This is a genomic window from Streptomyces sp. 2P-4, from assembly GCF_030167965.1.
GTDB lineage: Bacteria > Actinomycetota > Actinomycetes > Streptomycetales > Streptomycetaceae > Streptomyces > Streptomyces globosus_A.
The window spans coordinates 3,893,313-3,906,495 of sequence record NZ_CP095011.1 but is presented as its reverse complement, the minus strand read 5'-3'; the positions used below and the strand labels follow the sequence as shown (position 1 = coordinate 3,906,495).

Here is a 13,183-nt window from a genome sequence, read left to right as displayed (position 1 = left end):
GGGGGAGGAGTTGTGCAGGTCAGGGGCTACGGAAAGGGTGGTTCCGGGGGCTTGGACCGGAAAAGTGGGGGGCGATGCTCCGATCGGGCGGTGCCCGGAGGGGGGCTGCCTCTTCTGAATTGACTCTGGCTCAACTATGTTCGTATCTCGTCGGGGAGTGAGACCGAGACCACTGACCGTGGTCTACCTCGACGTGAAGGCGGGGATGTCTCCGGGGGGAGACAAGTGATTACCGGGGGATACACATGAACATTTCCGATTTCCATGGTTCTGCGGCCGCGCTGCAGAGCGAGACCAGCAGCCGCGGCATCGCCGGCGGCACCGCCGCGTCGGGCGTGCGCTCCACGCCGCTGCGCGTCGATGCCCAGCGCAACCTGGAGCACGTCCTGCGCGCCGCCCGCGAGGTGTTCGGCGAGCTGGGCTACGGGGCCCCGATGGAGGACGTCGCGCGGCGCGCCCGCGTCGGCGTCGGCACGGTGTACCGGCGCTTCCCCAGCAAGGACGTGCTGGTCCGGCGCATAGCCGAGGAGGAGACCGCCCGGCTGACCGAACAGGCCAGGACCGCGCTCGGCCAGGAGGAGGAGCCGTGGCAGGCGCTGTCCCGCTTCCTGCGCACCTCCGTGGCCTCGGGTGCGGGGCGGCTGCTGCCGCCGCAGGTGCTGCGGGTCCGCTCCGCGGAGGACGAGGCCGAGGAGGCGCTGGAGGCGCGCGTCCCGCACCAGCGCCAGGCCGGCGCCGCGGGCTCTCCGGAGCTGCGCGTCGTGGGCGGCCGGGCCGCCGACGACGAGCCGTCGCCGGATGCGGGTGCGGGCGCCCTGCTGGAGGTCGTCGGCCAGCTGGTCGACCGCGCCCGGGAGGCGGGCGAGCTGCGTGCCGACGTGACCGTGGCCGACGTGCTGCTGGTCATAGCGACGGCCGCGCCGGCCCTGCCCGACGCGGCGCAGCAGGCGGCGGCGTCCGCCCGGCTGCTCGACATCCTGCTGGAGGGGCTCCGCTCCCGCACCGCCTGACCGTGTGACGGGCGCGCCTCCCCGGGGTCCGGAACGCAGCGGCGCTCTGGACCCCGGGACGGCACATCCGCGGACGCTCCCTCACTCGAACGGGTGAGAGGCGGTACGGACCGCCGTGCGGACGCTGCCCGGGACGGGTGGATGGTTGCGCGAGTGGTCCGGCGCGCGCCCCCCGTGTGACAGGCTGGAACGGTGTACCGGTTGAGTCTGTCGTGCGGGAGCTTCCGCGATGAGCGTTGACGGTCGGGAAGAGCCGATCGGTGGGGCCGCCGGGGAAGCCGAGGCGGCCGATGCGCCGCTGGGGCAGGTTCCGGCCCAGCGCGCGGCCCGGGGCAGGCATGCCGCACCGCGGGCGGGCAGTGCCGAACTTCCGCCGTCCGACGGTGACTTGATTGCGCGGATGCGCGCCGGCGACGACGGGGCGTACGAGGAGCTGTTCCGCCGTCACGCCGACTCCGTACGGCGCTACGCGCGGTCCTGCTGCCGGGATGCGCACACCGCCGACGACCTGACCGCCGAGGTGTTCACGCGGACCCTCCAGGCGGTGCGGAGAGGCGCGGGTCCGGACCAGGCGGTGCGGGCCTACCTGCTGACCACGGTGCGGCATGTCGCCGCGGCCTGGACGAAGACCGCACGGCGCGAACAGCTCGTCGACGATTTCGCGTTGTTCGCCGAGCAGGCGGCCGCGGGAGCGGAGCAGGGCGGCGGTGCGTCCGGGCTTTCCGGGGACGACACGCTCGAACTCGGCGCGGACGTAAGGGCGATGCACGAGGCCGAGCGGTCGCTGGCGGTGCAGGCCTTCCGGAGCCTGCCCGAACGGTGGCAGGCCGTGCTGTGGCACACCGCGGTCGAGGAGTCCTCGCCGAGCGCGGTCGCCCCGCTGTTCGGTCTGAGCGCCAACGCGACGGCCGTGCTGGCCGGCCGGGCGCGGGAAGGGCTCAAGCAGGCCTATCTCCAGGCGCATGTGAGCTCCGCGCTCAGCGCCGGCGGGGACTGCGCGCGGTACGCGGACCGGCTGGGCGCCTTCGCCCGCGGCGGGCTGCGGATGCGGGCCGAGCGGGGGCTGCGCAGGCACCTGGAGGAGTGCGCCCGGTGCCGGCTGGCCGCGGGCGAGCTGAAGGAGGTCAACGCGGGGATTCCGGCGCTGCTGCCGGTCGCGGTCATCGGCTGGCTGGCCGCCGGGTACTCCGCGAAGGCCGCCGGTGTCCTGGCCGGTGGGGCCGTCGCCGCGGGCGGAGCCGGCGCGGCCGCCGCAGCGTCGGCCGGGGCCGCGGGTGCGTCGGGCGCCGCGGGCACGGCCGGGAGCAGTGCCGCTGCGGGGAGCGGTGCCGCTGCCGGCGGGGGTGCCGGGGGCTCGGGGGCCGGTGTGGGGGGCGCTGTGGTGTCGGAGGGCATCGGGCTGCCGGCCAAGGCCGCCCTGGCCGCGGGGATCGCGGTCGCCGCCGCTGCCGGGGTGGTGTTCGCCCTGGTCGGCGAGGATGCCGAGCCGGCCCCTCAGGCGCATCCCGCGCCGCGGGCCGCCGCGCCTGCCGTGCCGGCGCCGGAGCGGCCGAGCCCGTCCGCATCGGAGCCGCCTGCGGAGGCCGCCGCGCCCGCCCGGCCCGCGAGCTCGCCGCCTGCGTCGCCGAAGCCGGCGTCCACCGCGCCGAAGCCGCCGGCGCGGCCCTCGCCCACGCCGTCGGCTTCGCAAAGCCCTGCCCCGGCGCCCCCTCCGTCCCCGACACCGCCCTCTTCGCCCCGGCCGACACCGCCACCAGCGCCGGCGCGGAGCTACCAGCTGGCCTCGCTGGGGTACTCCGCGCTCGGCGACCACCGCGGACCCGAGCTGCGGGCCTGGCCCAGCAGCTGGGTGTGGCAGCGCTGGACGATCGGCATCGCGGACCGGCAGTACGGGCAGGGGCTGACCGTGAGCGCCCGCTCCTCGGTGGAGATCGCGCTCAACCGCCAGTGCACGTCGTTCTCCGCCCGGGCCGGGGTGGACCGCCTGTCCCTGCTCTCCGACGGCAAGGTCCGCTTCTCGGTCTGGGCCGACGGCAAGCGCCTGTGGCAGTCGGCCCCGCTGGACCGCACCGACCGGGCCGCAACCGTCGAGGTACCGCTCACCGGGCACGAAACGATCCGCCTGGTGGTGGAGCCGCTCGGCCGGGGCCCCAGACCCACCCTGGCAAGCTGGGCCGACGCCGTCCTCACCTGCCGCTGACCGCACCCGCCTGCACTCCGGGCACCCGGGGCCCGACGCAGGGAAGGCCCGTACGAGGCCGGCCGACCGGTCACAGAGCAGACCTGACGTGCACTCCCCCACCCCTGACGGCAGCCGGCCGCCGAAGGAGCCGGGCCGCGTACCGGTCCGAGGCGTTCCTGCCGCCGGATGACGCTCTGGACGTCGTTTTCCGACGTCACGCCCCCGGGCTTCCGCCGACGGGTCGGCTGATGCCGGTGGGGCGAAAGGGGCCTGCGGTGCGGGAGAGCAGGGGCTCTGATGGCCCTGAATGGTCCACGTACCCCCTGGCCGTTCCCCTGGGGGCGTCCCGGCAGAAAAAAATGCCTCCGGGGCGGGTCGGTCGGTCAAGGGTCGCCCGAAGGGCCATCGCGCAGCGACGCGCCCAACGGGCGCGCCCTTGAGGGACCGGCCCGCCCCGGACACCATCAACTGCCCGGGACACCCCCAGTACCACTACCGACCCCGACCCATCGACTCCCGCCCCCGGCTCCCGCCTCCCTCACGACAGCGCCGCCCGCGGCTGCGGGACGCCGTTCGGGACGGCCCTGCGGCGCGGGGTCGTGGTGCCCGTCCAGCAGGTGCCGCGCCGGGACAGGAGGCGGCCCAGCCAGAGTTCCATGGAGACGAGTTCGGCGAGGCCGTCCAGGGGGACGGGGCGGCCCTCGGCCGCGTCCAGGAGGGCCTGGCGGACCACGCGGGCCTCGATCAGGCCGGCGTCTGCCAGGAGCGGGGCGGTGAAGAGGGACAGGAGGGTGGCAAGGGCCGCGCGGAGGCCCAGGCGGGTCGCCGTCTCGTTCGGGACGTGGGCGGGGGCGCCCCAGCCGGGCGGGAGTTCGCGGACCCCGGCCGAGGAGAGCACGCTGCGCAGGATGGCGGCGCGGGCCCCGGGCTGGACGCGCAGCGGGTCGGGCAGGGCGCGGGCGGCCCGGACGACCTGGTTGTCGAGGAACGGGGCGTGGAGGCGCTGGCTGCGGACCTCGACGGCCTGCTCGAAGACGCGGTGGTCGGCGGCGTGCCGGGTCAGGGCGGCGCGGGCACGGCATTCGCCGGGCCGCAGGGACAGCGGGGGCCGGCCCGCGGCGGTGGCGAGGCGGATCGATACTTCCGCGAGCGCCTCCCCGGTCAGCCAGCCCGCGGCCGGGCCGGGCCGGGACCAGGTCAGGGCGGCGAGGGAGGCGTCGACCGGGCCGCCGGTGCCGGCGGGGCGGATGTCGCCGGCGCGCAGCCGGGCGGCGGCGGCCTCCATGCCGGTGCGGTAGGGGGTGCGGGCCAGGCGGCGGGCGGCCCCGTACACGGAGAAGGGGACGGTCAGGGACTCTCCCGCGGCGGGTGCCGAGCGGGCCAGGGCGGCCACGGGGCGCAGGAGGTGGCGTCTGCGGCGGTCCATCAGGAGGTCGGCGAGGCGGGCGGGGTGGGCGTCGAGGACCTGGCGGGCGCCGTGCCCGGTGAAGTGGTCGGCGGAGCCTGCGGCGAGGCGGCGCCGCTCGCGGGAGGCGTGGACGAGGGAGGGGCCGGGCTCGTCGGTGAGGGGCCCGTCGAGGTCGGCGTAGGGGAGGGCTTCCTCCGCGGCGGCGACGACCACGTGCCGCAGCCGGGGGTCGGCGGCGATGGCGCGGGCGCGTTCGAGTTCGGCTTCGCGGCCGCTCGGTGTGGCGAGGTCGTTGAAGGTGACGGCGAGGAGCCGTTCGCCGGTGCGGCCGAGGAGGGCGCCGGGGGCGCCGGGCAGGCCTGCCGCGAGGAGGGCCAGCGTGGCGGAGGCGCTGCCTCCGGAGAGGTCGGCGCCGACGCCGGGCACGGGTGCGGGCAGGCCGCGGGCGGCCCGCCGCTCGGCGGGCCCCATTCCGGGCACGGGGCCGGGGTCGTACGGCTGGCTCTCGGGGGCGTGCCGCGGTGCCGTGAGCCGGGCGCGCACCGCGTCCACGAGTGCTTCGCGTACGCCCTCCACCGCGCGCTCGGCGTCGGCCTCGGGGGCGGCCACGGCGAGGGAGGCGACCGGCTCGTAGCCGGTGATCTCGCGGGAGCCCTCGCGCAGGATCAGGGCGTGGCCGGGCGGGATGCGGCGCACGCCCTCGTACGGGGTGCCGTCGCCGAGTGCCTCGGGGCTGTCGGGGCAGGCCAGGAGTGCGGCGAGGTGGCCGATGTCGAGCTGGGCCTCGATGAGGTCGGCGAGGGGGAGGGCGGCGGTGGCGTAGGCGGTGCCGCCGGCCCACGGGGTGTGGAAGACGGGGCGGGCGCCGGCGAGGTCCCCGACGACGGTGATGCGGCGGCCGGCCTGGACGACGGCGGTGTAGCTGCCGGACCACTGGGTGAGGTGGCGCAGGGCGCCGCCGCGGGCGGCGGTGAGAGCGCGCCGCAGTTCGGCGTCGGTGGCGCCGCAGCAGCCGAGGACGGCGATGCGGGTGAAGGGGTCGGCGGGGTCGGCGGTGAGGGTGCGGATCTCGTCGGGGCGCCAGTCGCCGACGGCCCACAGCGGGTCGGGGTCGCCCCACAGGAGCTGGGCGCCGACGGGGACGACGGTGCGTTCGGCGTCGCGGCCGGCGGGGTCGTCGGCGTGGGCGGCGTCGGCGATGCCGCCGGTGACCGGGCCGTCGGGGCCGTACCCGTACGCAGACCCGTGCCCGTGCCCGGACGCAGACCCGGACTCGTACCCGTACCCGGCCCCGTACGCGGACCCCGGCTCGGCTTCACGGGCGCTGCGGGGGCGGCCGCCGGGGCCGACGCGGCCGGCCGTGCCGAAGCTCGCGGCGATACTGCTCCACCCCACCAACCAGCGCACCGCCGCCTCCCCAGCCCGTGGGCAATCGACCGGGGCCGCTGCGGCGCGGGCAGCGCGAGGGCGCGGCCGGCCGGACCCCGGGTGGCTCGGGACCATGCTGCCACGAGACAGGCGTGCAGGAGTGGTGCGGGAGGGCGGACGTGCGAACGAACACACCGCGCCCACACGGTGTTTGGTGTTCCGTTCCCACCGGCCCACAGGCCGGTTTCGGCCATTCTCAGGCCGTACTCAGTGCACCGCGCACAAGGGGACGCGCGCGGCCGCGGCGGTGCGCGGGCGCGGTCCGGGAAGCGCGGCGCACCTCCCGGACCGTTCCGCCACCCGCGGGGATTGGAGCGGCGGCATCCCCCGGCCCGCCGGATCCACGCAGCGGGCCGACCCACGCACGGCACATCGAATCGCCGGGCCGGACGACCGGCCAGAGCGCACGGGCGGGCGCACGGCCACACGGCCGGAGCACGCGGTCGGGCGCGCGCCGTCGCCGCCGGGCCGGGGCGGACTGTGCGGGCGGACAACAATCCCGCCATAGGGAAGCCGGGGCCTTAACGCTTGGGAGGCGGGGAACTACGCTGGGTTTACGAAATGCCGGGCGCCTATGCCCCGGCGGCGTATGAGTTGAGTGCGTTCCGCGTGTGACGAGGGGTGGCGCATGTCCAGGGATCTCCGCGAACCCAACGAGAAGCTCGGCGCCGTCCTCGCCCTCGCGGGCATCAGCAACGCCGGACTGGCCAGGCGCGTCAACGACCTGGGCGCCCAGCGGGGTCTGACGCTCCGCTACGACAAGACCTCGGTGGCCCGGTGGGTGTCGAAGGGCATGGTGCCGCAGGGCGCGGCCCCGCATCTGATCGCGGCCGCCATCGGGGCGAAGCTGGGCCGGCCTGTGCCGCTGCACGAGATCGGCCTGGCGGACGCCGACCCGGCGCCCGAGGTGGGTCTGGCCTTCCCCCGCGACGTGGGCGCGGCGGTGCGCTCGGCCACGGAGCTGTACCGGCTCGACCTCGCCGGGCGCCGCGGCGGCGGCGGGATCTGGCAGTCGCTGGCCGGCTCCTTCTCCGTGTCGGCGTACGCGACGCCTGTCTCGCGCTGGCTGATATCGCCTGCCGACAGCTCGGTGGCGCGCGGACCTGCGCCGCAGGGCGCCGCGCCCGCGTCCGCGTCCGGCTCCGCCTCTGCCGCCCCGCCCACCCCGCCCGTGCCGCCTTCCCCGCCCGCGCCGTCCACGGTTGTGCCCCCGCAGCCTTCGGGCGAAACCCCGCGCACGCCGCACGCCCCCGCCGCCCCGGGCGGCGCCCCGGCGGCACCGCCCCCGGCGGTCGTCGGCCTGGCCGACGCCTCGCCGCAGCGCGTCGGCCACAGCGACGTCAGCAAGCTCCGCGAGGCCGCCGAGGACGCCCGCCGCTGGGACTCCAAGTACGGCGGCGGGGACTGGCGCTCGTCGATGGTGCCCGAGTGCCTGCGCGTGGACGCCGCCCCGCTGCTGCTCGGCTCGTACAGCGACGAGGTGGGCCGCGCCCTGTTCGGGGCGACCGCCGAGCTGACCCGGCTCGCCGGCTGGATGGCCTTCGACACGGGCCAGCAGGAGGCCGCCCAGCGCTACTACATCCAGGCGCTGCGCCTGGCGCGGGCCGCCGCGGACGTCCCGCTCGGCGGGTACGTGCTGGCGTCGATGTCGCTGCAGGCGACGTACCGGGACTTCCCCGACGAGGGCGTCGACCTCGCGCAGGCGGCCGTGGAGCGCAACCGCGGGCTGGCCACCGCGCGCACGATGAGCTTCTTCCGCCTGGTCGAGGCGCGGGCGCACGCGAAGGCCGGCGACTCGGCGGCCGCCGGGGCGGCGCTGCGGGCCGCGGAGGGGTGGCTGGAGCGGGCACGGCCGGGCGACCCGGACCCGACCTGGCTGGGCTTCTACTCGTACGACCGGTTCGCGGCGGACGCGGCGGAGTGCTACCGGGACCTCAGGCTGCCCCGGCAGGTGCGCCGCTTCACCGAGCAGGCGCTGTCGCGGCCCACGGAGGAGTACGTGCGCTCGCACGGCCTGCGGCTGGTGGTGAGCGCGGTCGCGGAGCTGGAGTCGGGCAACCTCGACGCGGCGTGCGCGGCGGGGACCCGCGCGGTGGAGGTCGCGGGCCGGATCTCGTCGGCGCGCACGACCGAGTACGTACGGGACCTGCTGCAGCGGCTGGAGCCGTACGGGGACGAGCCGCGCGTCGCCGAGCTGCGCGAGCGGGCCCGGCCGCTGCTGATGGCCCCCGCGTAGCCGTCCTGTCGGTGGCGGGGTGCAGTATGCAGGGGTGGGAGGTGGCGGCTTGGAGGACAGCGTGGGCGGCGCCGCGGTGCGCGCCGGGGGCAGGGCCGACTGCGACGTGGTGGTGGTCGGCGGCGGGATCGTCGGGATGTCGACGGCGTACGCCCTGTCGCGGCTGGCGCCGGGAACCCGGGTGGTGGTGCTGGAGAAGGAGCCGGGCCCGGCCCGGCACCAGACGGGCCGCAACAGCGGCGTCATCCACAGCGGGATCTACTACCGGCCCGGCTCGCTGAAGGCGCGCTACGCGGTGGGCGGCGCCGCGGAGATGGTGAAGTTCTGCGCGGAGCACGGCATCCCGCACGAGGTGACCGGCAAGCTGATCGTGGCGACGGACCGCGAGGAGCTGCCGCGGCTGCACGCGCTGGTGCAGCGCGGCCGGGAGAACGGCATTCCGGTGCGCGAGCTGGGGCCGGCGCAGATCGGCGAGTACGAGCCGGAGGTGCGCGGGGCGGCCGCGATCCACGTGGCGACGACCGGGATCGCGGACTACGGGCTGGTGGCTCGGCAGCTCGCCGAGTCCTCCGGGGCGGAGATCGTCTACGGGGGCGCCGTCGACCTGGTGTCGCGGCGGTCCGGCGGGGTCGCGGTGCGCACGACGGCCGGCGTCGTCGTACGGGCCAAGGCGCTGGTGAACTGTGCGGGGCTGCACTGCGACCGGGTCGCCCGGCTGGCCGGCGACGACCCCGGCATGCGGATCATCCCCTTCCGCGGCGAGTACTACGACCTGGTGCGGCCCGGGCTGGTGCGCGGGCTGGTCTACCCGGTGCCGGACCCGGCGTTCCCCTTCCTCGGGGTGCACCTGACGCGGGGGATCGGCGGCGGGGTGCACGTCGGGCCGAACGCGGTGCCGGCGCTGGCGCGCGAGGGGTACGGCTGGGGCGTGGTGCGGCCGCGGGACCTCGCGGACGAGCTGGCCTGGCCGGGTGCGTGGCGGATGGCGTGGCGGCACTGGCGGTACGGGGCGGGCGAGATCCGCCGCTCGCTGTCGAAGGCGGCGTTCACGGAGGCGGTGCGCCGGATGCTGCCCGCGGTGACCGCCGGGGACCTGCGGCCGGCCGGGGCGGGGGTGCGGGCGCAGGCCGTCCTGCGGGACGGGACGCTCGTCGACGACTTCCTGATCCGGGAGGCGCCGCGGACCGTGCACGTGCTGAACGCGCCGTCGCCCGCGGCGACCGCGTCGCTGCCGATCGGGCGCGAGATCGCCCGGCGCGCCCTGGGGAGCCTGGCCCGGGCCTGACCCGCGGCCCCCGCCCCCGCCCCTCCCGGCTGCCCGGCCACTCGTCCTCCCGGCCGCGCGGGGCCGTCGGCGGGCGGGGCGCGGGGGCGGGCCGTAGAATTCCGGGATTGTGTCTGAGTCCCGTACCCCCCAGCCCGACGCCCCGGAAGCCGAGCCCGCGGCGAACTCCTACGTGCCGCCCAAGTGGCGCACCGAGCCGCGGTTCCCCGACGGCCCCGCACCCGACCCGGCGGGCTCGCACCACGAGCGGCGGATCCGCAGCTTCCAGCCGCGGCGCAGCCGGGTCACGACCGGGCAGGGCGAGGCCCTGAAGCGGCTCTGGGGCACCTGGGGCCTGGACATCGACGGGCGCGAGGTCCTCGACCTCGGCCGGCTCTTCGGCGGCCTGCCCGTCGTCCTGGAGATCGGCTTCGGCATGGGGGAGGCGACGGCGCAGATGGCCGCGGCCGACCCGGACACCGGCATCCTCGCGGCCGACGTGCACACCCCCGGCCAGGGCAACCTCCTCGCCCTCGCGGAGCGCGGCGGCATGACGAACGTCCGCGTGGCGAACGGCGATGCGATCATCCTGCTGCGCGAAATGCTGCCGCCGGCCTCCCTCGCGGGGATCCGCGTCTACTTCCCGGACCCGTGGCCGAAGGCCCGTCACCACAAGCGGCGCCTGATCCAGCCCGAGTTCCTGGACCTCGCGGCGACGCGGATGGCGCCGGGCGCGGTGCTGCACTGCGCGACCGACTGGGAGCCGTACGCCGAGCAGATGCTCGAAGTCCTCACCGCGCACCCGCTGTTCGAGAACACGCAGGAGGACGGCGGCTTCGCGCCGCGGCCCGACTTCCGGCCGCTGACCCGCTTCGAGGGGCAGGGCCTGGACAAGGGGCACGTCGTACACGACTTGCTGTTCCGCCGGGTGGAGAACGCCTGAGGTCACTCCCCGTGTCGGGACGGCTCGCTAGAGTCATCGCGTGTTCCTGGCACTCCCCGGCTCCCGCCCGCGGGCGCAGGTCCGCCTGCGCTGCCGTGCGCGGGCGTGCGTGCTCGCCGTCCTCGCCGCCTCCGGCCTGGCGATCCTCGAACTCGTCCGGCAGGAGACCGGCACCGCCGGCTTCCTGGTGGGCCTCGGCCTGGCCGTGCTGCCGGTGGCTCCGCTCCTCGCCGCGTTCCGGTGGCTGGGCCGGGCGGCGCCCCGGCCGTGGGCGCTGCTGCTGTTCTGCTTCGGCTGGGGTGCCTGCGCCGCGGCGCTGATCGCCATACTGGCCAACGACTTCGCGACGGAGTGGATCGCGGGGGCGGCCGCGGACCCGTCGGACGCGGACCTGCTCGGCTCGGTGGCGATCGCGCCGGTGGTGGAGGAGAGCGCGAAGGCGGCCGCCCTGCTGGCGGTGTTCGCCTTCCGCAGGCGGCATTTCACGGGACCGGCGGACGGGTTCACGGCGGCCGGGTTCACGGCCACCGGGTTCGCGTTCACCGAGAACGTCCTCTACCTGGGGAACGCGTTCACCGAGGACATGGAGAGCCCGGCGGGCGTCCTGGACTCGGTGACGCTGGCGACGTTCTTCGTACGGATCGTGCTGTCGCCGTTCGCGCACCCGCTGTTCACGGTCCTGACGGGGCTCGGCTTCGGTGCCGCGGCCGCGGTCCGGGCGGGCCGGCGGCGTTCCCGGCCGGCGCGGTGCGGGCTGCCGCTGCTGGGGCTTGCCCTCGCGGTGGGCCTGCACGCCCTGTGGAACAGCTCGTCGCGGATGGGCGAGTACGGCTTCTACCGGGTGTACGGCTGCGTGATGGTGCCGCTGTTCGGGCTGCTGCTGTGGCTGGCGGTGCGGATGCGGCGGCGCAGGCTGCGGAGGGTCGCCGGGGAGCTGGCGGTGTACGCGGCCGCGGGCTGGATGGCTCCCGCGGAGGTGTCGGCGATGGCCTCGGTGCCGGCGCGGTCCCTGGCGAGGGCGCTGGCGCGGCGCAGCGGCGGCCGGGCCGCGGGCCGTGCGGTGGCCCGGTACGAGGCGGACGCGGCTGCGCTGGCGCTGTTGCGGCACCGGGCGCGGACGGGCCCGGCCTGGGATCCGGAGTTCGCGGGGCGGGAGGCGGAACTGCTGCGCAGCCTGTGGCAGCGCCGGGCCACGGCCGGGCCGGCGCTGGCCCGGGCGGCGGTCCTGGAGGACCTGCTGCCGCCGCGGCAGCCGTTCGTGCCGGCGGCGCGGAGGCCCGTACGGCCTACGGGGTCAGGCCCTTGGAGCGGAGCCACGCCAGCGGGTCCGTCGCCGATCCGCCCTTGCGGACCTCCAGGTGGAGGTGGGGGCCGGTGACGTTGCCGGTGGCGCCGACCCGGCCGATGGTGTCGCCCGCGCCGACCTGGCCGGAGGTGACGGACATCGAGGACAGGTGGCAGTACCAGATCTCGGTGCCGTCGGGCAGCTGGAGGACGATGCGGTAGCCGTAGGCGCCCGACCAGCCGGCCGAGATGATCTTTCCGCCGGCGACGGCCTTGACGGGGGTGCCGGTCGGGGCGGCGAAGTCGAGGCCGGTGTGGTGGCCGGAGGACCACATCGCGCCGGAGGCGCCGTAGTACGAGGTGATGGTGTAGGAGGAGGTCGGCAGGGAGTAGTTCCCCGCGGCCTTGGCGATCCGCTCCTCCTCGGCCTTCGCGGCGGCGGCTTCGGCGGCTGCCTTCTCCGCGGCGGCGCGGGCCTCGGCGGCGGCCTTCTCGGCGGCTTCGCGCCCGGCCTTGGCCTCGGCCGCGGCGGCCTCCTGCGCGGCCCGGGCGGCTTCGGCGCGGGTCTGCGAGTCGGCGGCCTCGGTCTGGTGCTCGGCCTGCTGGAGGATGCGCGTGCGCAGGATCTCGCCGGCGTCGGGGGCGTCGGCCTGCTGCGCGAGGATGCCGGTCCGCGCGCCGGTGCCGCTCTCGGCGCCCGTGTCCGGGCCGGTGTCGTCGTCGGAGGGCCCCGTGAAGGAGGGTATGGATATGGGGACTTGGGGCCGGTCCTGGGCGGTGGCGATGCCTCCGGCGCCGACGGCGGCGATGATGCCGACGCCGAGGACGGTGGAGCTGCGGGCGAGTCCCCCGCCCTGCCTGGCGACGCGGTGCTTGCCGCGGACGGGGCGGACGGAGTCCTCGGTGGGGTTCCACTCGCCCCAGGCGCCGGGGGACGGCGGTTCCTGGATCTCGATGCCGTCGGGCGCAGGCACGTTGGAGGCCACCGGGGCACACTCCTCAGGGGACAGTCGAACGCACACGGCGCCGCCTCTTGCGACGGCTGGGACGACCGCACTGCGTTATCGAACGGTAATAGACGCAGGGGAATGATTCCAAGCCGCCGCGCTTGATCATTCCGGCCAAGGGGGCGCGGAGTGGCCGCTTTTGAGGCAGGCGAAGCGGGCATCCAGCCATCAAGCAGGGCCAAGCGCCCGCGACTTGCGCATCCCTCCAGCCACACACGCCTCTTGATGCACCCTCAGCTGCCTTGCGGTGCGCGGCCGTTCAATCACGCAGCGTCACGGCTGCGTCCACGCGCAGGGCGGGAACGACGAAGGCCCGGCTTCCATCGGAAGCCGGGCCTCGTACTGAGTAGCGGGGACAGGATTTGAACCTGCGACCTCTGGGTTATGAGCCCAGCGAGCTACCGAGCTGCTCCACCCCGCG

General features: G+C 76.3%; 8 protein-coding genes and 1 tRNA gene. 6 read left to right on the top strand and 3 right to left on the bottom strand.

What is annotated here, in order from left to right:
- The first annotated feature begins 245 nt into the window (after window positions 1-245).
- Together MUK52_RS17255 and MUK52_RS17250 are read left to right on the top strand one after the other, a co-directional pair.
- Window positions 246-1,010, top strand: coding sequence for a TetR/AcrR family transcriptional regulator (locus MUK52_RS17255; RefSeq protein ID WP_114058167.1), 765 nt, complete (start codon window positions 246-248; stop codon window positions 1,008-1,010).
- A 229-nt stretch (window positions 1,011-1,239) separates the two neighbouring features.
- Window positions 1,240-3,210: a sigma-70 family RNA polymerase sigma factor gene (locus MUK52_RS17250; protein WP_502963578.1), complete on the top strand. Its 1,971-nt coding sequence runs from the start codon at window positions 1,240-1,242 to the stop codon at window positions 3,208-3,210.
- Between the two features lie 520 nt (window positions 3,211-3,730).
- Here MUK52_RS17250 and MUK52_RS17245 read toward each other — a convergent pair.
- On the bottom strand, window positions 3,731-6,007 hold the full coding sequence (locus MUK52_RS17245; RefSeq protein ID WP_502963577.1) for an asparagine synthase-related protein: 2,277 nt from the start codon (window positions 6,005-6,007) through the stop codon (window positions 3,731-3,733).
- A 649-nt stretch (window positions 6,008-6,656) separates the two neighbouring features.
- On the opposite strand from MUK52_RS17245, the gene MUK52_RS17240 reads away from it, so the two are divergent.
- The 4 genes from MUK52_RS17240 to MUK52_RS17225 all read left to right on the top strand — a co-directional run bounded on the left by MUK52_RS17240 (window position 6,657) and on the right by MUK52_RS17225 (window position 11,849).
- Window positions 6,657-8,264, top strand: coding sequence for an NsdA family TPR-like regulatory protein (locus MUK52_RS17240; RefSeq protein WP_284578026.1), 1,608 nt, complete (start codon window positions 6,657-6,659; stop codon window positions 8,262-8,264).
- Between the two features lie 49 nt (window positions 8,265-8,313).
- Window positions 8,314-9,549, top strand: a complete 1,236-nt coding sequence (gene lhgD / locus MUK52_RS17235; protein WP_281277963.1) for an L-2-hydroxyglutarate dehydrogenase — start codon at window positions 8,314-8,316, stop codon at window positions 9,547-9,549.
- Window positions 9,550-9,658: 109 nt separating this feature from the next.
- Entirely contained in the window at window positions 9,659-10,471 is an 813-nt protein-coding gene (gene trmB / locus MUK52_RS17230; protein WP_114058172.1) for a tRNA (guanosine(46)-N7)-methyltransferase TrmB, read from the top strand.
- Window positions 10,472-10,556: 85 nt separating this feature from the next.
- A complete protein-coding gene (locus MUK52_RS17225) occupies window positions 10,557-11,849 on the top strand; it encodes a PrsW family intramembrane metalloprotease (RefSeq protein WP_246042938.1) in 1,293 nt (430 codons plus the stop codon).
- Here the strand turns inward: MUK52_RS17225 and MUK52_RS17220 are convergent.
- Together MUK52_RS17220 and MUK52_RS17215 are read right to left on the bottom strand one after the other, a co-directional pair.
- On the bottom strand, window positions 11,758-12,741 hold the full coding sequence (locus MUK52_RS17220) for a M23 family metallopeptidase (RefSeq protein ID WP_114058174.1): 984 nt from the start codon (window positions 12,739-12,741) through the stop codon (window positions 11,758-11,760). The genes MUK52_RS17225 and MUK52_RS17220 overlap by 92 nt on opposite strands.
- A 368-nt stretch (window positions 12,742-13,109) precedes the next feature.
- Window positions 13,110-13,183 (bottom strand) — tRNA-Met (locus MUK52_RS17215).